General features: G+C 57.5%; 13 protein-coding genes and 1 pseudogene. All 14 read right to left on the reverse strand.

Going from position 1 to position 23,274, the window contains the following annotated elements; genetic code table 11:
* Nucleotides 1-2: 2 nt before the first annotated feature.
* The gene (locus MUN86_RS14545; protein ID WP_311181710.1) at nt 3-1,220 is read right to left on the reverse strand and encodes a glycoside hydrolase family 88/105 protein; all 1,218 of its coding nucleotides are present in this window, start codon (nt 1,218-1,220) and stop codon (nt 3-5) included.
* A 352-nt stretch (nt 1,221-1,572) separates the two neighbouring features.
* Complete coding sequence (locus MUN86_RS14550; protein ID WP_245118764.1) at nt 1,573-3,225, reverse strand: glycoside hydrolase family 28 protein; 1,653 nt, start codon at nt 3,223-3,225, stop codon at nt 1,573-1,575.
* Nucleotides 3,226-3,626: 401 nt separating this feature from the next.
* On the reverse strand, nt 3,627-5,765 hold the full coding sequence (locus tag MUN86_RS14555; RefSeq protein ID WP_245118765.1) for a hypothetical protein: 2,139 nt from the start codon (nt 5,763-5,765) through the stop codon (nt 3,627-3,629).
* A gap of 143 nt (nt 5,766-5,908) precedes the next feature.
* Nucleotides 5,909-8,569: a GH116 family glycosyl hydrolase gene (locus MUN86_RS14560; RefSeq protein ID WP_375379505.1), complete on the reverse strand. Its 2,661-nt coding sequence runs from the start codon at nt 8,567-8,569 to the stop codon at nt 5,909-5,911.
* Between the two features lie 177 nt (nt 8,570-8,746).
* A pseudogene (locus tag MUN86_RS32410) lies at nt 8,747-9,642 on the reverse strand (DUF4450 domain-containing protein); the annotation flags it as partial.
* Nucleotides 9,643-9,723: 81 nt separating this feature from the next.
* Complete coding sequence (locus tag MUN86_RS14570; RefSeq protein WP_245118770.1) at nt 9,724-11,256, reverse strand: RagB/SusD family nutrient uptake outer membrane protein; 1,533 nt, start codon at nt 11,254-11,256, stop codon at nt 9,724-9,726.
* A 21-nt stretch (nt 11,257-11,277) separates the two neighbouring features.
* Nucleotides 11,278-14,490 (reverse strand): SusC/RagA family TonB-linked outer membrane protein, encoded by a 3,213-nt coding sequence (locus MUN86_RS14575; protein ID WP_245118771.1) that lies wholly within the window; start codon nt 14,488-14,490, stop codon nt 11,278-11,280.
* Between the two features lie 572 nt (nt 14,491-15,062).
* Nucleotides 15,063-16,583 carry a RagB/SusD family nutrient uptake outer membrane protein gene (locus MUN86_RS14580; RefSeq protein ID WP_245118772.1) on the reverse strand — a complete coding sequence of 507 codons (1,521 nt, stop codon included), beginning with the start codon at nt 16,581-16,583 and terminating at the stop codon, nt 15,063-15,065.
* Nucleotides 16,584-16,608: 25 nt separating this feature from the next.
* Complete coding sequence (locus MUN86_RS14585; protein ID WP_245118773.1) at nt 16,609-16,830, reverse strand: hypothetical protein; 222 nt, start codon at nt 16,828-16,830, stop codon at nt 16,609-16,611.
* Entirely contained in the window at nt 16,767-19,817 is a 3,051-nt protein-coding gene (locus MUN86_RS14590) for a SusC/RagA family TonB-linked outer membrane protein (protein WP_245118775.1), read from the reverse strand. Before MUN86_RS14590 ends, MUN86_RS14585 begins: the two co-directional genes overlap by 64 nt.
* A 310-nt stretch (nt 19,818-20,127) precedes the next feature.
* Nucleotides 20,128-21,492 (reverse strand): sialate O-acetylesterase, encoded by a 1,365-nt coding sequence (locus MUN86_RS14595; protein WP_245118777.1) that lies wholly within the window; start codon nt 21,490-21,492, stop codon nt 20,128-20,130.
* A gap of 2 nt (nt 21,493-21,494) precedes the next feature.
* On the reverse strand, nt 21,495-21,644 hold the full coding sequence (locus MUN86_RS14600; protein ID WP_245118778.1) for a hypothetical protein: 150 nt from the start codon (nt 21,642-21,644) through the stop codon (nt 21,495-21,497).
* Between the two features lie 413 nt (nt 21,645-22,057).
* Nucleotides 22,058-23,107, reverse strand: coding sequence for a glycoside hydrolase family protein (locus tag MUN86_RS14605; RefSeq protein WP_245118779.1), 1,050 nt, complete (start codon nt 23,105-23,107; stop codon nt 22,058-22,060).
* 33 nt (nt 23,108-23,140) lie between these two features.
* Nucleotides 23,141-23,272 (reverse strand): hypothetical protein, encoded by a 132-nt coding sequence (locus tag MUN86_RS31230; RefSeq protein ID WP_280640524.1) that lies wholly within the window; start codon nt 23,270-23,272, stop codon nt 23,141-23,143.
* Between the last annotated feature and the right edge of the window lie 2 nt (nt 23,273-23,274).

Below are 23,274 nucleotides of genomic sequence, written 5' to 3' on the forward strand. Positions count from 1 at the left end.
ACTTATTTACTGGTCAGACTTTTGGGATTGGCCATTTCCATCTCCACGCTCGCCATAATGAACGGGCCGTAGCCTTTGAAATCGTTCTTCTTGATGGGCTCACTCAGGTAATATTCGTAGCTGCCGTCGCGGTACGGGTCGCCGCCGAGGCCGCCCACGCTCACGATACCGTTCAGGGAAACGTTGCCGTTGGGCTCCATTTCAATGAAGTTCTTCACCAACCCCTGGTAGCCTTTTTCGGCCGCCTTCTGGTACGACTTATCGAGGTAGCCCAACCGCACACCCTTGGCTAGCGCGTACACAAACATGCTGGACGACGAGGTTTCGATGTAGTTGCCGGCGCGGGTACCTTGGTCCGTCACCTGATACCAGCCGCCCGTCTTGGCATCTTGATACTTGGTTAACACCGGCGCTAGGCGCTGCAAATCCTTGACAAGTTGGGCGCGTTGCGGGTGGTTTTTCGGAAAATAGTCGAGCACATCCACCAAGGCCATGGCATACCAGCCCATGCCCCGGCTCCAAAAGTTGGGCGACTGGCCGGTGGTTTTGTTGGCCCATTTCTGCTCTTTGCTTTCATCGTAGGCGTGGTAGAGCAAGCCCGTTTTGGAATCCAGGGCGTACTTCTCGATTAAGGCAAACTGCTTGGCAATGTCGTCGAAGTTGGCGGGCTGGTTGTAGAGTTTGCTGTACTCGGCGTAGAAGGGCTCGACCATGTAGAGGCCGTCGAGCCACATCTGATTGGGGTAGCGCTTCTTGTGCCAGAAGCCGCCCTCCTGCGTGCGCGGCTGGTTGCTGATCTGCTTGCGCAGCAAGTCGGCGGCTTTGCGGTACTTTTCTTCCTTCGGAAATTGCTGGCTCATGGTCAGCACCGAGCGGCCCGTCGGGATGTAGTCGACGTTGTAATCTTCCATCTTATAGCCGAGAATGGACCCATCAGGCTGCACCGAATAGTCGAGCACTTTGCGGACGTAGTTGAAGTAGCGCTTATCACCGGTGTGCTGCCACACCCGCTCCACGGCCTTCAGCATCACCCCTTGCTCGTAGCCCCAGCGCGCCGCCTTGCTTTTGGCCGGGCCCAACGAATCGGGATACTCGGCCATAAACGAGTCGGCCATCCGCTGTGAAAGAGGCTTGGCAGCCGTTTTGGGCTTGTTTTGCGCTTGCGCGAATTGTGCGAGCAGCAGGCAAAGCAAGAGCAGGGTACGGGAGTAGATATGCATAAGGAAAGAGTTTAAACCAGAAGACGAGGAGTTAGCACTCCTCATCTGATGAGGAGGGTTGAGAGCAATTGGTTACTCGTTGCTGGTGACGTGAGTATTGTTGTGCTAAGCTGATTGAAGTGTCGATTATTGCTTACCAAGCCAATTGTTTATTTATAAACGGTCATGCTGAGCGGAGTCGAAGCATCTCGCTCGATTCATTGGGTTAGCTCTACAACCTCAGCACGCGAGATGCTTCGACTCCGCTCAGCATGACGGTCGTGAGAGTCGTCTAACTATTTGTCAACCACTCCTCCTCATCTGAGGAAGGGAACTAGTTCTTTAGCTTGCTTTCTAGGGCTAGATGTGGCTGTTATCGTTTTGACACTACTACCGCCTTTTTCTTCACGTTTTGGCCGTACTCGATGTCCTTTTTGGCTTTCGAGGCGTCGGTGTTTACTAGGCGGACGTTCTTGGCTTTTTCAGCACCGGATACGCGTAGTAGCACTGTGGCGCCGGGGGCGTACTTGATGTTGTCGAGGGTGATGTTTTGGCTGTTGTGCACTTCCATTACGGGGTCGGTGTTGGTGGGCAACAGGGTCACGTTTTTGAGGCTGATGTTGTCGGCTTCGATGCACACGAGGCCTTTGTCGCTTTGCAGCACGGCATTTTCGATGCTGATGTCCTTGATAGCCATTTCGGGTAGGCCGCGCACCATGATGCCGGTTTTGGCGCCGTTGCAGGTCACGTTGCGAATCTGGATTTTGCGGAATTGCGGCGTGCTTTCATCCACGGGTTTGGCCGGCGACACGGGCCGTTCCTTGGAGCCGGCCACCTGCGGCGTGGGGTCCTTAATCATGTAATACATGTCGAACAGGATGGCCTCGCCGGGAATGTCTTTCATGTCGATGTCCTGAATGAAGATATTCTCCACGACGCCGCCCCGGCCGCGGGTGGTTTTAAAGCGCAGCCCGATGTCGGTGCCAATCATGGTGATGTTGCTCACGTACAGGTTGCGCGCCCCGCCCGACATTTCAGAGCCAATCACGAAGCCGCCGTGGCCACGGTACACCTTGCAGTTGCGGATGATGAAGTTCTCGGTGGGCATGGCCCGCTTGCGCCCCTGCTCGTTGCGGCCCGATTTGATGCAGATAGCATCGTCGCCGGCGCTAAACGTGCAGCCTTCCACGATGCCGTTTTTGCAGGATTCCAAATCCAGGGCGTCGGTATTGGGCGTGTAGGGGCCGTTGAGCACGTTGATATTGCGCACAACTACGTCTTCGCTGCGCATGGGGTGCACGGTCCAAGCGGGTGAGTTCTGAAACGTGACGCCCTCAAAGAGCAGCCGCTTGCACTGGTCGAGCACCAAGAAATCGGGCCGCAGATAGTCTTTAATTTCTTCGAATTCCTTGATTTCCGACTTCTCCTCGGTTATCACACCGGCTTCCTTCACGGTGGTGCCTTTCAGGCTTTGGGCCGAGGGGTACCACCGGTCCTGCTTCTCGTTGAGGAAGCCCCCCGAGGCCACCAACTGTTTCCATTCGCCTTCCGTGGAGCGGCCTTTTTGCACCATCCACCACGCTTCGCCGGCCCCGTCGAGGATGCCTTGGCCGGTTATGGCTACGTTTTCTAAGTTCTTGCCATAGATCAGGGCTTGGTTGCGCACGGCGTCGAGGCCTTCCCAATTGGTTTTGTGGAGCTTGTAGTCGGCGCGGTTGTCGCTGAATTGGACTAGGGCCCCGGCTGCAACGTGCAGGTTCACATTGCTGCGCATTTCAATTGGGCCGGTTAGCCACTGCCCGCGCGGCACGAGCACCACTCCGCCGCCTTTTTGGCTGCACTCGTCTATGGCTTTTTGAAAGGCCACGGTGTTCGACGTCAGTGCATCGGCTACCCCGCCGTACTTGGCAATGGAAAAGGTATCAGCGCGAAACGAAGTGGTTTTGACGGGTGGCAAAGCGGATTGCTGAGCCACAGCCAAGCCAGGCAAGCTAAGCAAGGTGAAAAAGGCAAGGGACTTTATCATAGGGTAGGTATGCGGAATTTATGGAAGCTAAAGCTACAGCCAGGGTTAGGAAGCCTAGTAGCTAGTTGGTCTCAGCGGATATTGCGCATTTAGCTTAGAGAATGGAAGTTTTCAACCGGCTGTTGTTTTCTCTGAACGTCCTGCTGAGCGGAGTCGAAGCATCTCGCGTGCTGAGGTTGCCAAACTATACCCGTCATGTTAAGCGCAGTAGAAGCATCTCGCGCAAATTGTTGAGCAGGAGTCAAGGTTTACTACACTAGCGAGATGCTTCGGCTGCGCTCAGCATGACAGGTAGTGTGGTTAGTTTGGCGGCGGCGGCAACGATTGTCAATCACTACTAACCTCGCCTCATCTGAGATGAATTAGTCTTAATTTTCTAGCCATAGAAAGGGTGGCACTTGTTAAGGCATTTTGCTTAGGCCTTCCCATTTCACTTTCCAGCCGGTTTTGGGGATGCCGGGGTTTTCTTCTTTGCAGCCGTCGTAGCCGGCGCACATGAGGGCCACGGCGGCAAGCAGGCCCCCGTTGCCCGGCAGGTAGATGGGAAGGCGGTCTTCCTGGTAGTTGTGGCCGTTGGGCAGGTAGGTGTTCTTCTGCACCTTCATCAGCAGGGCATCCACGGCTTTGTCGGGGAGGCCGAGGCGGGTAGCAGTCATGGAGGTCATGGGGAAGTCCCAGCCCCAGGTTTTGTCCCAGCTCCAGTCTTTCCACACCAGGTCGAAGGTGCGGCGCATGGTGGCCGGGTCGACTTGGCCGGTGGCGGGCATCATGCCCAGCGCGCCCAACACCGAGGGGTGGTCGGTTTTGAATTCGGGGTTGGTATAAGAATCGGGGGCGCTTTCGGTGGCCAGGTACACGCCGCCGGCTTGCGGCAGCTTCGAGAGTTTCTGTAGTACGGTGTCCCACTTCGGGTTGCGCGGTTGGCCTTGCCGGATGCGCCATTGCTGCGCCGTGTTCAGAGCCCAATTCCAGTACACTAGCTCGAAGGTGGGGTTGAAGGTTTCCTCGGCTTTAAACCGCTCTTGCGCCGGAATCACGCCTTTGCCGAGGATGTACCGGTCTTTGTCTTTCTCATAAAATGGGAAGGACGCCATGAAATCGGCGGTGGCTGCTACCCGGTCCTGGTACAGTTTCAAGGTGGCCGGATTGGGGTGGGCACGGTAGCTTTCCTCAGCGAAATAGATGAAGTGCGGCTGCTGCCAAATCAAAAACGCGCCTACCGACGAGGGCCCTTCCTGGCCCCAAGGGTCGGTCATTTTCTGCCAACGCACACCGTCATAGCCTTGGCGCTGCGCAATGCCGCGGGCCACGCTCTGCACGTCGGGGCGAGCATACCAGACCAGGCTTTGCTCCAGCAATTCGGGGCGGCCCCACAAGGCAAAATGCGCCGAGTGCCACCAGTGCATTTCGAGGTGCGGCCGGCCGTACCAGCTGTTTAGCACCAACCCTGTTTCCTGCGGCGGCTGCGAGCCCGCGCCTTGCAGCTTGGTTAGGTACTGCGACAACACAATTCGCCGCTCCAGTTCCTTGGCCCGCGGGTCGGTGCTGCCGCTGAAATCAACGGCTCCGCCACTCTTCCAGAACGTCGGCCACTGTTGCTGACTGTTGGTGCGTGTGGCGGCAAATGTGGCCGCTTCGGCAGGCCGCGGCGAAAAGCGGCAACCGAATTCCAGCACTGCTCCTTGCTTGCCTGGTGTGAGAATGAACTCCTGTGCCTGGCCGGCGGCTAGCGTGGCGGGTTGCTGCCAGCTTAGCGCCACCGTGTACTTGGTGGTATCAAGTTGGTGCGTGAGCAGAGCCGCGCCTTTATTCGATTCAATGATGCTGGATTTGTGCTGATCGGTGTGAGTGTAATCGGTGCCCATATCGGCCCAGCCAGCAGTGGGCCACGGGAAGCGCAACGCTACTTTCAACTGCCCGGTTTGCAGCAACTTGGATTCCACGCGGGCCGCTACGGCGTCCTGCTGCTGGTGCCCCACGGTCACGACGTCTACCGGTACGCCTTCCAGCGTGAAATGGCTTTTGATTTCGCCGGTCCAGGGGTTGAGGGTTTGCCGGATGTTGCGCAGGTCTTTGATGGTGGCCGGCTTCCCGCTCTTTTTCACCAGCACAAATCCTAGATTACCTAATTGCAAGCGGTGTGGATTGGCACGCATAAAATCCACGGCTTCCTTGTTGCCGGCGGTTTTCACTTGCACCGAGTAGCTGACTTTGCGGCCGTTCAGGTCGTAGTCGCGCAAACTTTGCTCGAACTTGTAGCCCTCTTTGTTCGGGAAGCTGTGCCAGCCCCACTCCGACTGCGTCCCTAGCGGCACGCCCTTTTCATAATACATCGGAAAGGACTGCAAGCCCGTCACGTCCGCCGTGAAAGCAAACTGCCCGTTCCCCACCGACAAAGACGACAAGGTGTCGGTCGTGGTATTCACGACAATGTGGCGCTCCACCAGCGTCTTCCGGTCGATGGGCGTTTTTTGCGCCATCAAGGGCTGGATGGTACTGAGCAACAACAGACTTGAAAGCAATTTGGGGAGAGGTGGCATAGAGGAACGTTTCGAGGGCATTAGGTTCTCGTACTGCGCAAATGGAAGCATAGATTTTTTTGCGGCGTGACTTAGGCTAAAGCTTGAGGCTGGCTAGAAGCTAGTTTTAGCTTTCCTTCAAGTAGCCTCATCGTTTTCAAAGGTTATTCGCGTACCAGCGTCACGCTCATCAGCCCGATTACTACATCGTTGGAAAGGGCTTTTAGGGTGAGGCTTTTGAGTTTCTTCTTGGGGTTGAGGGGTAGGTCGAGGATGTTGGCGGCCCCGCCGTCGATGGCGCGGGTGCTGAAGCCTTTGATGCTGGTGTACTGCTTGAAGTCGCGGGTAATGAGGCCGGTTTTAAGGTGGATGCGGAAGGGTTTGGGGGCACCGGTGGTGAAGGCAAAATCGTCCTGCAAATAGTCCTGCTCGATGGGCGCCCAGTTGTCGGGATTGCGCAGCGGCAGCGTTTCGGTGGTCTTGTCGGTGTAGGTTATCAGCACTTCGCCGTTGGTGAGTTGGCTTTGCATGGGGTTGGTGGAGCCCGCCATGAGCAGGTAGGCGTGGGAGGCTTTGCCGCGGAGCGGCACGGTAGCCTGCTCGGCGTAATTGTCCCACTGTGACACAAACAGAATGTTCTTCTCCCCGGCCGTGCCCGGCGTGCGCAACGGCACGCCCCACGGCAACTTGATTTCGTTGCGGACGCCGGCTAGCTGGCGCAATCCAGCATCGTCAATAGTGGCTTGTGTGAGCGGGTAGCACCAGTTGCCAATGCCTTGCGTGGGAAGTTGCAAGGTAGGACCAACGGGACGCGGCGAAAGGTATTTGTTCTGAAAAATCTGCGTCACCTTATCGTTGAAATACGAAGCCAGGTTCACGGTTTCGTGGCGCGCCTTGCCGACGGTGGTTGGGGCGGTACCATTCCAATCCATCAGCGTGGACGAAACGCGCTGCCCCTGCCCCCATTCTACTAGCACCGCATTGTTGCCAACTACGGTGTTGGCAACCGGCACCTGCACTTCATCGGAAACTGCGTTGGCCGGCACCTGCACGGTAGTTTCCAGAGCGTTCTTGCCGGTATTCACCGTCACTTTCGCGCTTAGGGCCTCAGAGGTGTGGTTCTGCAACCGGAAGCGCAGGCCACCTGCCGATTCATTTTCGGGCACGATGGTAACGGCCTCCTTCACCTCCATAGGCAGCGGCGCCCACCAGGTCAGGCTGCCTTGTTGGAGCTGTATAAACGCCGTGCGGCTACCAGACAGGCCGGCCACCTGCGCCACCAGGGTTGACTGATTGGGTTTGGCATCACGAAGAACCTGCTGCGGGTCGAATACTTTACCTACCATAGCGTGCGGAAAACGGACTGCTAGTGCAGAGCCGGGCACATAGGTTTGAGCCAGCGCTACGGCATCCGGTGCATCGCCTTGCCACTGAATCTGCACCACGTATTTCGCCGCCGGCTCGCTGTTGATTTCGATGACGGGCTGGCCCACGGCTTCTGCTACGCTTTTCCATTGCACCGGCTGGCCGTTCACCGTTACGGCTGCGGCTACGGCACGAGCCTGCACTTGTAGGCGCAGCTTCAGCGGTTTGGCGAAGGCGGGCGTGATGGTGTACATGTCCTGCTGGCCTTGGCGGCGGAAATCAAACGCCACATCCGGCACGGTCAGCGCCGCTTCGTTCCAAGCAGCTGGTAAGCCGGGACGAACCGTAAGCACGCCTTCCAGCGCATTGGGCACGATGCCAAACAAGCCTTCCACCAACGAGCGAGAAGCCATGCCCGCCGGGTCGGCGAAGTCGCGGTACAGTTCGCCGCGGTGGGCATCGTAGAAGGAAACCTGCTGGAAGTTGCCGGGGCTCGAACCCAAGTACATGCTTTCCAGCAGAGCGCTTTTCCAGAGCTTGAACGCTTCTTCGGTGCGCCCGCCCTGCCAATTAGCCAGCGTGGTATGCAGCACTTCCGCCATAGCCACGTTATTGATCGACCAGTCGTAGGGCTGCCAGTTGGTGGTGGAAAGCAGGTAGTAGCCTTCATCGGGCAAGCCAGCGGCCCGGACGGGAATGTGCGGTATCTCAGCATCCACGTAACGAAGCGCCTGGTAGGCCTGGAAGGCATCGGGCACCTGCGAATCGAGGGCGTGGTAGACGGTCCAGATACCAGCGGCGGAGTGCAGCTGCTTGAGGCCGAGGGCATCTTGGTATTCAGCGTACCAGCCTTTGGCGGGCATCCAGAGGCGCTGGTCGAGGGCCTGCTTGATGCGGGCAGCCTCCTGCCGATACGGCGCCGGATTTTCACCGATTCGTTGCGCCAGTTCCGCCGTCAGTAGGTTGGCCAGGTAGTTATAAGCCGACGAATGCGTGACGGCGCCGCCGCTGTATTGCAGGGCATCGGAAGCCCAAATAGCGGCGTAGGCATCATAAAGTCCATCATTGTCTTTGTCGAAGTTGCGCTTCTCCCAGGCTAAATGGCGCTGTAGCACCGGAAACATTTCCTTGGCAAAAGCCAGGTCACCGGTCCAGTTGAAATGGCGCAACAACTCGTCGATGAACACCAAGTTCATGTCGTAGTGATGAGGCCGGAAGTCGCCGCCGGGGTTGCGGCTGATGTAGCCGCTGCTGAACACCGACGTACCTAGCTTCTCTTGGTGGCGCGCCAAATTCAGGGCCGTATCCATGACTACGGGGGCCGTAGCGGGACTGGTGAGCTGCGACTTGGCGTAGGCCCGAAAGTGCGTTTGGGCTCGGTCGTGCCAGCCGAGCGGGTCGGCGGTGTAGGCGCCGCGCCAGCCGTTGAGCGGCATCCGCCAGGCAATAGCTCCGTGCATGTAGCTCGGCGACTGCCAGATGGCATCGGCCGCAATACTAAGCGCCCCGCCCACCGTGTTGATGTATGGATCGGGCGTGCTGACTTTGATGCGGCCCGCCAGCTTCAGCCGGGCAGCTTCTGCCTGCTCCAGGGCTTTCGGCAAATCAGCGTAGCGTAGCGTGGTGGCTTGCTGCGGCACTTGCACCGCGAAGTACAGCGGCTCTCCTGCCTTCACTTTCACGGTACCGGCAAGCGCCGGTGCAGCGGAGCCTTTGGAAGCGGCAAACTGCGTCGGCGACTCTTGTTGTGCGGCATCGGCAACGTGCAGCGTGGCGCCGGGCGGCACCACTCCTACCAAGCTCTTTTTATCGATTCTGGCTACTGTTTCGCCTTCTTTCTTCTTGGCCGCTACGCCGTAGGTGAGTGTGAAGACATTGCGTTGCAGTTGAAACTCATTGCCTTGGCAGTATTCCGGCTTCAGGTAAAAGCTCGATTCCGGGTCGGCCCCGATGTCGCCGTCGCGGCTGAACTTCTTACCCGTAACGCCCCGAAGGTCCATAACAGTTGTACTTGGCCCGCGGGCACATCCGTGAACTGCGCCCGCACTAACAGGCCTTCGGCCTCGGCCATGGCTTGCACTTCTAATTGCAGCTTGCCTTTGCCTAGCAAGGGGTCGGAAATTTCGTAGAACATGGCGCCCGGCCGGTAGCGAGCCACAATGTTTTCGGCGGCGATAAGCCATTTGCTGCGCCCATCGGCGCTCAGCAACCCGAATTTCAGGTTGCCGCCCATGCCCGGCAGATACAGCGCAAACTCCGGCAAGTCACCGGTTTCCACCCGGAACGCGGTGTTGGTGCCATAGAGGGCCCGGGTGAAGCGCTTGGTGCCGTTCCGAATAACGAAGTCGGTGCCGTCGGGCTGGTAGCGCAGGGTGCGTTGCTGGCCGTGCCAGAGCGGCAGCTCGGGTACCGTTGGCACCTCCGATTGCGCTAGCAGCGGCAAATCAAGCAACAAGGCTACGCCAAGCAGCCACAGCCGTAATCGAAAGCTACTCAACGCTTGTGCACATCTGGTTAAGGGGCTTTCGCTCATTCATTAGTCAGTAAAAAGCCCGGCCCAAGTACCCTCAGGAAACCCAAAGAGCACATAGGCCGAGCTAACATGCCTTACAACTTAGTATCCTGGGTTCTGCTCATAGAGGTAAGAGGACGCCGCTAACTCGTTTTGAGGCACCGGATAAAGCAGATCCGCAGTGTTCAGGGGCTTGCGAATGCGGGTGCGCGTGTCTTCCTTCGCTACCCAAGCATTCATAATCGTAACGGCCTCGCCTGAGCGCACCAAATCGTGCCAGCGCAAGCCTTCCCCCGCAAACTCGCGGCGGCGTTCCTCCATGAGTTGCGCCAAGGTAACTCCGGTCAGGACGGAACCCGTTAGGCCAGCCCGGTCGCGTATGCGCTTGACGAGTTGGTCTGCTTCCGCGTTAGGTCCGTTTTTGCGGATCAGGGCCTCGGCTTTCATCAAGAGAATGTCGGCGTAGCGCATCACGATGAAGTTGATGGGCCAGTCGGTGCGGGAGGTGCCGCGCAAGGCGCCGTTCACGTACTTCTTGAAAGCCGGCCTTGTTTCCACTGCTACGGGCGTGCTAGTCGTGGTATACCCAATTTGCATTGTCACGTTCTTGCGAACATCGGCAGCGGCATAGCTGGCTACCAAGTCGTTGGAAGGTGGCCGCAATTCGTCACCGGTGCCAAAACCCGTACCCGCTCCAATCGACTGGAAATAGTTGTTGGTCAGCAGGATAGACGGAAAAGAAGCTCCTGCCCCAAGGCCGCCGCTTATGTATTGGACATCAAAAAGAACCTCGCGGTTGTTTTCGTTGGTATAGGAAAACACGTTGGCGTAGGCGTTGGCCGCCGTGCCCGCCGCCGTTAGCAAATCGTATTTGCCGCTCGCAATAACCTGGTTGAGCAAGGTGAGCGCCGCATCGTAGTCCTTGGTGCCCAGGCCAGGACCCTCAATGCCATACGTCGGGCCCGACCGGGTAAGATAAACCAGCGCCAACAGCCCCCGGGCCGCCCCATTAGTAGCACGGCCCACGTTGGTGGCTGTGTACGAGTCGGGCAGTTTCTGGATGGCATCTTCTAAGTCAGAAATGATGAGGTTGTAGACCTCCGCCACCGGCGTCCGCGGAATCTTCACCACTTCCTGCGGCTCGAGCGGGGTATCTACCAGCGGCACTTTGCCGAAGTAGCGCACCAAGTCGAAATAGAACAGGGCCCGCAGAAACTTGGCTTCGCCTTCGGTGCGCAACCGGACATCATCCGCCAGCAACGACCCGTTTTTCGCAATTTGATCGAGCACCACATTGGCTCGGAATACCCCCACGAAATCGGTGGTCCAGGTATCGGCCGGGTACTCGTTGGAAGCAATAGTAGTGGAGAAGTTGTTGATGGGCTCCCACGTCCGGATGCCCTGGGTGCTGACCCCGTAAATATTGTCGGAGCGGGTTTCCGACATGGTGAATTGACGGTCGGGATAGTCGCGCAGGTTACTGTATACCGAGTTGATGGCTTGCGTGAAATCGTCGGCCGTCCGGTAGAAGGTAGGAACCGAGCCGTTGGAAATAGGAGCTTGTTCGAGGTCTTTATCACAGGCGCTCAGCATCAGTATGCTAATTGCCAGAGCCGAGAGAAGGGTCTTTTTCATACTATACTAGTTGGCTACCGACTAAAAGGTGACGTTAACGCCTAGAGTCATTGATTTGGTGAGGGGCAATCCGCCGTAGTCGGTGCCTACTGAGAAGCCGCTACCGCCGGTGTCGGAATTGGTGGCATCCACGTTGTAGCCGCCGCGGTAGGTATCGTGGCCGAAGAAGTTTTCGGCCGACACGTAGATGCGGGCTCCCTGTGCGTAGCGCTTGCTGATAACCTTGCCCAAATTGTAGCCCAGTGTGATGTTGCGAATCCGATAGTAGTTGGTCGAATACTGCCAGGAGTCACTTTTCAGGGGCGTGAAGTTGGCTTGCGCCTTGCCCCGTTCCCCGGCGCCGGGGTTGTCTTCGGAGCGCCACCGGTCGCGCTGCAAGCCTAGCACGTTCTGGTTGTAGCCCATGTTGGTGTTGTCGATGGCGCGCCCAATCAGCGAGTAGAGGCTACCGCCGTTCTGGCCCTGCACCAGCACGCTCAAATCGAAGCCTTTGTAGGTGAAGTTGTTGGTAATACCCCACGTGAGCTTGGGGTTCGGCTGGCCGATAATCACCCGGTCTTTCTCGTTGATAACCTGGTCTCCGTTGGCATCAAGGTAGCGCGGGTCGCCAACCGTTTGGCCTTGGATGATGGCCGCCCCGCCATCGATGTCGCCTTGGTTCAGGATGCCGGTTTGCTTGATGGCATAGAACACGAACATCGGCTGGCCAACCATCAGCAGGTTGCTGGAAGCGCCGTAGGGCGAGGCTATTTCGATGGTGGCGTCGCCTTCGCCTAAGTGCACTACTTTGTTGCGGTTGTGGCTCACGTTCAGGGAGGTGTTCCACTCGAAGGCGCCGGTTAGGTTGCGCGTCCGTACTTCCAGTTCCAGGCCCTGGTTCAGTACTTCCCCAATGTTGACCAGCTGCGAAGCGTAGCCCGAAGCACTAGGCCGCGGCACGTTCAGAAGCAGGTCTTTGCTGGTTTTGGTGTAGTAGTCGAACGAGCCGGAAATGCGGTTGTCGAGCACGCCGAAATCCAAGCCCACATCAATGGTCTGCGACTTTTCCCAGCGCAGCAACTCGTTCGGTGCTTTGTTGGGCGACTGACCCGAGGCGACCACGCCCCCGAAGGTGTAAGGGTTCACGCCGAGCGTGGCAATACTGCTGTAGTCGCCGATGCCGTTGTTGCCCGACATACCGTAGCTACCCCGCAGTTTCAGCTCGCTGATTACGGGCAGGTTTTTCATGAAATTCTCCTGCGAAATGCGCCAGCCCAACGAACCAGCCGGGAAAATACCCCAGCGGTTATCGGCGCCAAAACGCGAGGAACCGTCGCGGCGCACACTGGCCGTCGCCAGGTATTTGCCTTCAAATGAATACTGCACACGCCCGAAATAAGACAGCAATACGTTTTGCGTTTCGGTGGTACCGTTGTCAGCGGTACCCGTGATGTTGGTCGCGCCGTTGAGCGTGGTTACAGCACTGTTGGTGAAGCCGCCCGACGACCGCAGTCTATCCGATTCGGTTTTAAAGAAGTTGTAGGCATAACCCGCCAGCGCAGATATATCGTGTTTCCCGATAACGCGGTTGTAAGCCAGCGTATTCTCGTTCACGAAAGCCTGTTTGCGGTAGCCGCTGAACGTGCCCGTGGCCCCCGAGCCCACCAGCCGCGAGTTCGGAATGTAGCTCTTGGCGCGCGAGTCGGTGTTGTCGAGGTTGAGGGAGGTGCGGAAACGCAGGTTCTTGATCAGCTCATACTCGCCAAACACCGTGGTCAGCGTCCGGAACACCGTGCTTTGCTGCTGGCGGTTGGTTAACTCGCCCACTGGGCTGATGCTGCTGCCGCCCCAGGTATACACCGGATTGTCGCCGTAGTTGGTGAGCACACCGGCCGAAGACTCCGCCACGGGCACCATAGTAATAAACTTCTGGGCCAAGTTGTCCTTGCCTTCCACGCCGGGATCTTTCGATATGGCGTAGCTGGGGCTCATATTGAGGCCGAACTTGAGCTTGTCGCTGGCTTTCACTTCCACGTTGGCGCGGGCCGAATAGCGCTTGTACGCCACCCCAAGCACAATGCCTTCCTGATCGGTGTAGTTGCCCGACAGGAAGTAGTTCACGTTGTTGGTAGCTCCGCTAGCCGATACTTGGTAGTTCTGAACTTTGCCCGTCCGGAAGATTTCATCTTGCCAGTCGATATAGTCGAGTCCCTCGTGGTTGGGCAGCAGCCACCGGTCATCGATCATCTGGCTCGGGTTGATGGTGTTCACGCCTAGTATAGCTTGGCGCTCGGCGGTGGTTTGGCTGGCTAGGCGCGGCTTTGCCCCCGGAGTGGTCGGCTGCGACCGGACCCAGTTGTTGTTGATGATTTCGGTGGCCCGCTCCACCCACTCTTCTGGGCTCAGCAAATCCAGCTTCTTGGCCATCTGCGAAACGCCCCCGTACAAGTTGAAGTTGATTTGCGGCTTGCCCGTTTTGCCTCGCTTGGTGGTCACCAACACCACACCGTTGGCGGCGCGAGAACCATAGATAGCCGCCGCCGCCGCGTCTTTCAGCACCTCTATCGACTGGATGTCGTTGGGGTTGATGTTGTCGAGGGGGCTGCCGGTGGCATAGTTGCCGTTGCCGTTGGGCGAGGTGCCTTCCAGCGGAAAACCGTCGATTACATAAAGCGGCTGGTTGTTGGCCGTGATAGAGCCATTGCCCCGTACCTGCACATTGAAGCCCCGGCCCGGCAAGCCCGTATTCTGCTGCACGTTCACCCCCGCCAACGTTCCCACCAGAGCCTGATCGACGCGCAGGATGGGGCGTTCTTCGAGTTTGCTGGCATCAAGAGTGGCAATGGCACCCGTTACGTCGGCCTTTTTCTGCGTGCCGTAGCCTACTACTACTACCTCGTCGAGGCTTTTCGTGTCTTCGGTTAGCTTGATGGTGAGCGTGCCCGATTCAGAAAAACTTTGCTCTTTGGTTTGAAAGCCAATATAGCTGAACACCAGGGTCCCGGCTTTCTCGGGCACGGACAGCGTGAAGTTGCCATCGGCACCGGTGGTCGTACCTACGGTAGTGCCCTTGAGCACCACGGTCACGCCTGGCAGACCTTCGTTGCTCTGAGAAACCACCCGACCAGTTAGCTGCCATTCAGCTACTGCCTTTATTAAAGGGCGAGCTTGTAGTGAGGTAATCCCGGGTCCTGCTAGCAGCAAGGGCAGGCAGACCACCAGCTGGCCGCGCCGCCACGTGTAGTTTTTCTTCATGAGCAATAGGTGGGAAAGTTTTAGTATGCAGACTAGGCTATAGCTCTGGTCTACTTAAAAGTATTGACTTACTCACCTGCAACTCTCCTGTACCGTACCGCTTGCCGCATCCCTCAGATGAGTGGTTTTCCGCAAACCATTGCGCTAAACGCACTTTATTGATTAATTCTCCCCTGCTTTATCCAACTTTTATCTGTTCCACCTATAGCTTAGAAATGACCAGCATAATTTAAAGCACTGCTAAATGGTATTAGCAACTTGTTCATCCTCATCATTATGTAGAATAAAATCACGATTATGAGCCCATTAACTAGATGAACCAGCGCTAATGCTGAAAAGCAAAGAATTTTCACACTTTTTACTTATTGCCTCCTATTCTGTGTCTGTTAGAGCTGCTATAAACCAGTCTAATTAAAGTGAGTCGACAAACTGGTAATAGGGTGAAGCTTGGCTGGAAAGTGCTTCTTCGGTATGTTCCTACGTCCTTCTTACATTCAGATTATAAAGCAAAAAAGAACGTCATGCCGAGGCAGAGCCACCGCATGACGTTCTAATCACTTCAACAGATATATCTAGTACCCGGGGTTCTGCTCGTAGAGGCCGGGCGCTGCACTTAACTCGGACTGCGGCACCGGGTAGATGATTTGGGTAGCATCTATGTTCCGCCTCATGCGGTTGCGGGTGTCTTCCACCGGAATCCAGGCGTTCATGCGAGTCAATACCAATCCTTCGCGCACTAGGTCATGCCAGCGAGAACCTTCGCCGGCTAGCTCGCGGCGGCGTTCTTCCATGAGCTGCGGCAGAGTCACGTTGGTGAGTTTGGTAGTCACGCCGGCGCGGGCCCGCACTTGGTTTACAATATTGTCTACGTCGGTTTGGGTGCCGCCTACGCCGTGCAGGATGCACTCGGCCTTCATCATCAGCAGGTCGGTGTAGCGAAGTACAATCCAGTTGATGGGCCAATCGAGGCGGCCGGGGCCGCGCAGGTTTTCGTTGAGGTACTTCTTCATCAGCCAGCGAGTTTCGCGGAAGCCGGTGGTGCTCACGTAGCCTTCGGCAAAATTGAAGGTCTTGCGCACGTCGCCAGCCGGGTACGAGTTCAGCAGGTCGTTGGCAATAGGCCGGATTTCAAGGCCGCCCGAGGCGTACGGAATTTTCAGAAACGTGAAGTACGCATCGGGTACCAGCAAACCCGGAAAGTCGCTGCCGAGGCCAGTGCCACCGCCCTGAAACTGAATGTCGAAGACAACTTCCCGGTTGTTTTCATTGGTGTAGGAAAAGATGTCGGGGTACGAAGCCAGAAACGAGTATTTCCCGCTGTTGAGCACGTCGTTGAGCAGCGGTAAGGCCAAGTTGTACTCATTAGTATTCAGGCCGGGTCCTTCAATACCATAAGTTGGCCCCGAGCGGGTTAGGTACACCAGCGCCAGCAAGCTTTTGGCGGCGTTGGCCGTGGCCCGACCTACATTGGGCTTGTCGGCCGATACGGCGTTGTCGTAGGTGGCGGGCAGCGAACTGATGGCGGCTTGCAGATCGGAGATGATCAGCTTATACACGTCTTCCACCGGGCTGCGCGGAATTTTGGCTACGGCATCAGGCAACAGCGCTGCTTCATAAATCGGCACTTTCCCAAAGAAGCGGACCAGATCGAAGTAGTAGAAGGCCCGCAGAAACTTCGCCTCGCCTTCCAAGCGCGGGCGGGAAGCGTCGCTGACCACGCTGCCGTTGGCGGCCAGTTGGTCGAGCACCGTGTTCACCCGGAAAATGCCTCGGTAGTTAGTGGTCCAGGCTTCCGCAACGTACGGGTTGTTGACCAGGGCCGTCGAGAAGTTGTTGACCGGCGCCCAGTCGCGCACCCCCAGGTCATCGACGCCGTAGATGTTGTCGGAACGGGTTTCGGAGAGGTTGAGGGCCCGGGTGGGGTAGCCGGTGAGGGGCTGATAGGCCGCAGCCAGGGCTTGGTCGAAATCAGCTTGGCTGCGGTAGAACGTAGGGGTCGAGCCGCTGGAAAGGGGGTTTTGATCGAGCTCTTTCTCGCAGCCGCTTAGCGTAAGCCAGGTAGCCGCTGCTAGCAGATATATCGTCTTTTTCATGGATTGCAGGGGAGTAAGGCGAAGCTTAAAAAGTGACGTTAAGCCCCAGAATCAGCGACTTGGTTAAGGGCAGGCCGCCGTAGTCCACGCCCACGGGGAAGCTGTCGTCGCCGCCGGAGGTGTTCACGGCTTCGGGGTTGAGGCCGCCGGTGTACTTGTCGTGCCCGAAGAAATTCTCCGCCGTTACGTAGATGCGGGCACCCTGCGCGACGCTCTTCTTGATGAGCAACCCGAGGTCGTAGCCCACCGTGATGTTGCGGATGCGGTAGTAGTCCGACGAGTACAGCCAGTCGGTGTTTTTGATGCGGCCGAAGGTGGAGTACGCCTTGCCGCGCTCTCCGGCGCCGGGGTCTTCGGGGAGCGCCACCGGTCACGGTAGAGGCCGAGCACGTTGTCGGGCTGGCCGGTACCGGTACGGTCGACGGCGCGGCCGAACAGTGAGTAGATGGAGCCGCCATTTTGGCCTTGCACCAGCACGCTCAAATCGAAGCCTTTGTATTTGAAGCTGTTCGTGACGCCCCAGCTATAGTCGGCGTTGGGGTGGCCCACAATCTGGCGGTCGTTGGCATCAATCTTCCCGTCGCCGTTGTAGTCCACGTACTTCGGGTCGCCCACGGTTTGCGCGCCGTAGAGGGCAGCGCCGTTGTCGAGGTCAGCCTGGGAGATAATGCCATCTTGCTTCACCACGTAGATGCTGTAGAGCGGCTGGCCCACTTGCAGGATGTTGTTGGGAATATCGAAGGCCGAAAGCACTTGGATGGGGGCATTGCTGGCCCCTAAGCGTACCACCTTATTGGTGTTGTGGCTCACGTTCACGGAGGTAGTCCACTGGAAAGCACCTACAAAGTTGCGGCTGGTCAGTTCCAATTCCTGTCCTCGGTTCAGCACCTCCCCAATGTTGGTGAGCTGGGTAGCGAAGCCCGCTCCGGCCAAAATCGGAATGTTGAGCAGCAGGTCTTTGCTGGTTTTGGTGTAGTAGTCGAACGAGCCCGTAATGCGGTTTTTCAGTAGCCCGAAATCAAAACCTACATCATAGGTGCGCGACCGTTCCCACTTCAGATCGGGGTTGTTGACGCGGTTGGGCGCCTGCCCATTGAACTGCGTGCCCCCGTAGGTGTAGTTGTAGATGCCGAGCGTGGCAATGCTGCTGTAGTCGCCGATGCCATTGTTGCCGGAGTAGCCCACGCTGGCCCGCAGCTTCAAGTCGCTGATGGGGGTCAGGTTTTGCATGAAATTCTCCTGCGAGATGCGCCAGCCCAACGAAGCCGCCGGGAAAACCCCAAACTTGGTGTTCTCACCGAACCGCGACGAACCGTCGCGCCGGATGCTGGCCGACACCAGATACTTGCCGCCGTAGGCGTACTGCAAGCGTCCGAAGTAGGAAATCAGGACGTTCTGCGTTTCGGTGGTGTAGTTGTTGGCCGTGCCGCTAATAGTAGTGGCGGCATTCAGCGTCGTGACGGCGCTGTTCACAAACCCATTGGAAGCCGATAGGGCTTGCGCGTTCAGCCTGGTGAAGTTGTAGGAGTAACCGGCCAGCCCCGTCAGGTCGTGCTTGCCGCCGAGCGTCCGGGTGTAGGTCAGCGTGTTCTCGTTCACGAAGGTTTGCTTGCGGAACGAACTGAACGAACCCGTGGCTTGCCGGTTGCCGAGGCTGCCGTTCACGAAAGCCGGGCTGTAGGACTTGGACTCGGCGTCGGTGTTGTCGAGGTTGGCGGTGGAGCGAAACGCCAGGTTCTTGATAGGCTGAAACTCGGCGTAAATGGTACCGAGCGTCCGAAGGGTGCGGGTGTCGCCGATGGCGTTTTCCAGCACCCGAATCGGGCTGTTGCGCGTGAAGCCCCAGGCGTAGTTGGTGAAGTTGCCGGTGTTGGTGTTCAGACCCGCCGCGCTTTCCACCACGGGCGAGGTGGAAATGATGTTTTGCATCAAGTTGTCCTTGCCCTCCACCCCGGGGTCTTGGCTGACGGAGTAAGACGGCGAGATGTTCAAGCCGAACTTAAACTTGTCGCTGGCTTTCACTTCCACGTTGGCGCGGGCCGAGTAGCGCTTGTAATCCAGTCCAATCACGACGCCGTCCTGCTTCTGGTAGTCTCCGGAAACGTAGTAGTTCACGAAGTCGCTGGCGCCGCTGGCCGAGAGTTGGACGTCCTGCGTGAAGCCGGTTCGGAACGCCTCGTCTTGCCAATCCACGTAGTCGAGACCGGGGTGGCCGGGTTGCAGCCACCGGTCGTCGATCATCAGGGTGGGGTTGATGGTGTTGACGCGCAAAATAGCTTGGCGCTCGGCGGTGGTCTGGTCGGCACGGCGGCCCGCCCCGGAGTTGACCCAGTTGGCGTTGATGATTTCGATGGAGCGGTCCACCCACTCCTCGGAATTCAGCATATCCAGCTTGCGCACTGCCTGCACAAAACCCGCATAAGTATTGAGGTTGATTTTCGGCTTGCCCGACTTGCCGCGCTTGGTAGTGATGAGCACCACCCCGTTGGCCGCCCGCGAACCGTAGATGGCCGCCGCGGCGGCATCTTTCAGCACCTCGATGTTCTCGATGTCGTTGGGGTTGATGTTGTCGAGCGGGCTACCCGTCCCGAAGCGGCCCGACGAGTTCTGCGAAGCTGCTTCCAAAGGAAAGCCGTCGATAACGTACAGGGGCTCGTTGTTGGCGGTGATGGAGCCCGAGCCCCGCACCTGCACCGAAAAGCCGCGGCCGGGCACGCCGGTCGTCTGCTTCACTTGCACACCCGCCAACTGCCCCACCAGCGCCTGATCGACGCGGGTTACAGGCCGCTCGGTTAGCTTTTCGGCGTTGAACGAAGCAATGGCCCCCGTTACGTCGCCCCGTTTCTGCGTGCCGTACCCGACTACTACTACTTCGTCAAGGTTCTTGACGTCTTCGCCAAGCGTCACGGTGACGGGTCCCGGTCCTGCAAAGCTTTGCTCCTTGGTTTGAAAGCCGATGTAACTAAATACTAAAGTGCCGGCTTTTTCGGGCACGGACAGCGTGAAATTGCCATCAGGGCCCGTAGACGTACCGACCGTACTTCCCTTGAGCACTACCGTTACGCCCGGCAAGCCTTCATTGGTTTTGGAAACCACGCGGCCCGTTATCTGCCATTCGGCTACCATCTTGGTTGATGAGCGGGCCTGCACTGCGGTTACTCCTGGACCGGCCAGCAGCAACAGGGGCAAGCACACCGCGAACCGGCCGTGTTGCCGCTTGTAGTTTTTCTTCATGAGCAGTATGGGTAGGTTTTAAAGCAAAGAGCTGTTAATGACTACTCTAGTCAGTGCTAAGCTATTTTATCACCTCCCCGAAACTCTCCTGTACCGTACCGTCTTCGCTGTTTCCAGTGAAATTTATTATTCAATAAAGCATATGACAACTTGAATACTTATACTCTAGTTGCGCGGCATCAACTCCGAAGGGCACAGTCAGAACAGCCGATTTCCTATTGATTTGGCTTACCACAAGTTGCCGTTGCTAGCTAACAAGCAACACGCGTTGCTAGGGCCGGAACAACTGGCTAGCTGTAACTCGCAGCATTCAATTCTTTCCCTGCGTTTGGGTGCGCCACGTATCGGTGCGGAAAGGCGAGGCGGGCAAACCGGCGGCGTTGTAGAAGTTAGGCTCCGGTGAAATGCTCCACCCGAAACGCACAGCTACCGGATGCTTCACTTTCTCGCTCCAGACCACCACGGTGTTGCCTTGTATCTGCGCCTGGGCAGGCACAAACACGCTGTCGGGGCCTGCTACCGAGAACTTGCGCAGGGGTCCGCCTTTCGCTTGCAGCCCATCGGCGTACTTGAATTGCAGACGGGCTTTGCCGTTTTCCACTTTCATGGCTTCATAGATAGGGCCCGAATAAGGCAACTTTGTCTGGCCGTATTCGTGGCTTAGGGCCCATAGCGCCAGCCGGTGGCCTACCACCTGCTTGTTGCGCGGATGAATGTCGAGCGAGTCGCCGGCGTCGGTGATGACGGCCATGCCGGTATGGGGCACGGTTTGCATGGTCACCAGCTGCGACTCCCGGATTTCGGGGTTCTGGCTGCGGTTGGGGGCAATTTGCACGAAGTAGAACGGCAGGTTAGGCTGCTGCCAATCTTGGCGCCAGTTGGCAATGAGGGCCGGAAACAGCTTGCGGTACTGGTAGGCGCGCTCGGCATTGCTCTCGCCCTGGTACCAGATAACACCGCGCAACGTGTACGGTATTAGCCCCTTAATCATGCCGTTGTAGAGCTTATAGGGCGACTTGTTGCTGGTGGCGCTGAGCGGCTCGGCGGGTTTGGGGCGGGTGCTTTGCGGGTTGGCTTCGCGCTCCTGCTTCCAGGCGGCCAGTGCCGTTTCGTAGGCCGGGCGCTCAGTGAGTCCTTGCTCGTAGCGCGTCAGAATCGGGCGCAGCTCCGGGTCTTTTTCCAGCACGTCTTTGCGGGTCCAAGATTCGGCCGGCGTACCGCCCCACGACGAGTGAATCAGCCCAATCGGCACCTTTGTTTTCTCGTGGATTTCCTGCCCAAAAAAGTACGCCACTGCCGAAAAATTACCCACTGTCTCGGGGCTGCACCTCACCCAACTGCCTTGCACGTCGCGCTGCGGCGTGTCGGCCACTTTCTGCACCACCGTAAACATGCGGATGTTAGGGTAATTGGCTTTCGGAATTACTTCCTCCGCGTTGATGATGCCGGTGTAGGAACCACTGTTAGGGCGCTTGGTTACGGGGAAGTTCATGTTCGACTGCCCCGAGCACAGCCACACTTCTCCAAGCAACACGTTGTTGATGGTCAGCTGATTTTTGCCTTGTACTTGAATCGTGTACGGCCCGCCCGCCTTCACAGTCGGCACGCGCACCAGCCAGTTGCCCTCTTTGTCGGCTATCACTTTGCGAGGCGCTTTCTGCCAGCCCACCGTCACGGTTACCGCCTCGCCCGGCTCGGCCCACCCCAGAGCGCCACCTCGGTTTTCTGCTGCAACACCATGTTGTCGGTCATCAGCGCCGGCAGCGTGACGTTGGCTTGGGAAGCAAGCGGGGAAAGAAGAAGCAGTAAGAGAAGCTTGTGGCGCATTAGAATGAATTGAGATAGTTCTGGAAACTAGAAATAGAAAAACAAGAATGGCATGCTGAGCACAGCCGAAGCATCTCGTGTGCTGAGGTTGTTTACTTAACCCGTCATGCTGAGCGCAGCCGAAGCATCTCGCTGGGGTGGTAAACCCTTTATTGGTTCAACGATTCGAGCGAGATGCTTCGACTACGGCTACGCCTGTGCTCAGCATGACCCATTACTTGGGCAAGGTCAGCACGCAAAATGCTTCAACTCCGCTCAGCATGACAATAGTATTACAATGGCAGCACGTCAGACGCTTCGGCCCTTAATTTGCGGCGCCACATATTCAGCACGACGGTTACTTTGGCACGAAAGACTGAGAAGGTGTTACGGCTTCATAGCATTATGAGCATGACGGCTTGCTTTGTTGGTTTCTAGGTGATTTTGAATACAAACGCCGAGGCCGTCATGCTCTTGCCGCCTTGCGAAGCACCGAACAAGTACTCGGGCTTGCCGTTGCGCATAAGCAGTTGCGGGCGTTCGAGCCGGCCGTAGCGTTTCAGATTTTTGGGCGCGGGTGGCTCTTGCACACCGTACTCACGCAAGGGCAAGAAAGCCACCTTCGGGAAGGTCCACTCCTTGCCGTCCTTGGATTCCAGATACAGCCCTACTTCGTGGTTATACACGCCCATGTCGCGGGCCAGCATCTTAAACCGGTCCTGCTCGCGCCACACAAAAGCGTCCTCGAACTGCTTGTTGTTGCCTTGCTTCGAGAAGTCGATGACCGGGTTGCCGGCGTACTTCACGTATGGGCCTTCCAACTGCTCGGCCACGGCCAACCCATACTTGCGGTTGCCCCGGATGGTGGGGTCTTTGGCCGTGAGATAGTCCTGCGTGTTCCACGACTTGTAGTACAGCCAATATTGCCCGTTGGGGTGCTTGATGAACGCAGGATTGGTGGTGCAATGGTCGTCCCAGGCACCGGTTTCACCGGCTTCGAGCAAGGGCTTGTCGGGGCGTTGCCAGGGGCCGTTGAGCGAATCGGCGGTGGCGAGGCCGATGCGCTTGGTATCGGTTTTGCCGTTGGAGTTGCCCATGAAAAACAGGCAGTACTTGCCATCTACAAACTGAATGCTCGGGTTGTGGCACGTGGTGGCGTCCCAATAGCCCAGCCCGCGCGGCGCCAGCACCGTTTCCAGATACTCGAATGGCCCGGCCGGCGATTCGGCTACCGCGTGCGCAATTTCTGAGCCGTTGAGCCAGCCGCCCATGCCTTTGGCCTTGGGCCAGCGCGAGAAAAATACGTGCACCTTGCCATCGGGCCCATAAATCGGCGAGTTGCACCACACGTACCAATCGGGCAGTTCCAGCGCCCGGCCTACCGGTTTCAGGTGCTTGCTGAATTTCGACAAACTGTGTTTCGGCAAGTCGAGCAGGCGGCCCGCCGAAAAACCTGCCGCTGCCCGCGCAAACGGTGCCAGCACAAGTCCCGACAAAAAAGCTCTCCGATTTAACATCTACAAAGAGGATTTGGCAATTTCCACGGCGTATATCTGATTGCTGCCCTCGAAGTTGGCGCGGAAGATGATCCACTTCTCGTCTGGCGAAAAGTGCACGTTCGGTTCCAAGGCGTACTGGTGCTGCTTCATGT

It is taken from the genome of Hymenobacter volaticus (assembly GCF_022921055.1).
Classification (GTDB): Bacteria; Bacteroidota; Bacteroidia; order Cytophagales; family Hymenobacteraceae; genus Hymenobacter; species Hymenobacter volaticus.

Bases quoted from the DNA above. Each gene is read 5' to 3' on its own strand.
- MUN86_RS14545 (WP_311181710.1), bottom strand. From the start codon at position 1,220: ATGCATATCTACTCCCGTACCCTGCTCTTGCTTTGCCTGCTGCTCGCA.
- MUN86_RS14550 (WP_245118764.1), bottom strand. From the start codon at position 3,225: ATGATAAAGTCCCTTGCCTTTTTCACCTTGCTTAGCTTGCCTGGCTTG.
- MUN86_RS14555 (WP_245118765.1), bottom strand. From the start codon at position 5,765: ATGCCACCTCTCCCCAAATTGCTTTCAAGTCTGTTGTTGCTCAGTACC.
- MUN86_RS14560 (WP_375379505.1), bottom strand. From the start codon at position 8,569: ATGCACGGAGCTATTGCCTGGCGGATGCCGCTCAACGGCTGGCGCGGC.
- MUN86_RS14570 (WP_245118770.1), bottom strand. From the start codon at position 11,256: ATGAAAAAGACCCTTCTCTCGGCTCTGGCAATTAGCATACTGATGCTG.
- MUN86_RS14575 (WP_245118771.1), bottom strand. From the start codon at position 14,490: ATGAAGAAAAACTACACGTGGCGGCGCGGCCAGCTGGTGGTCTGCCTG.
- MUN86_RS14580 (WP_245118772.1), bottom strand. From the start codon at position 16,583: ATGAAAAAGACGATATATCTGCTAGCAGCGGCTACCTGGCTTACGCTA.
- MUN86_RS14590 (WP_245118775.1), bottom strand. From the start codon at position 19,817: ATGAAGAAAAACTACAAGCGGCAACACGGCCGGTTCGCGGTGTGCTTG.
- MUN86_RS14600 (WP_245118778.1), bottom strand. From the start codon at position 21,644: ATGCGCCACAAGCTTCTCTTACTGCTTCTTCTTTCCCCGCTTGCTTCC.
- MUN86_RS31230 (WP_280640524.1), bottom strand. From the start codon at position 23,272: ATGAAGCAGCACCAGTACGCCTTGGAACCGAACGTGCACTTTTCGCCA.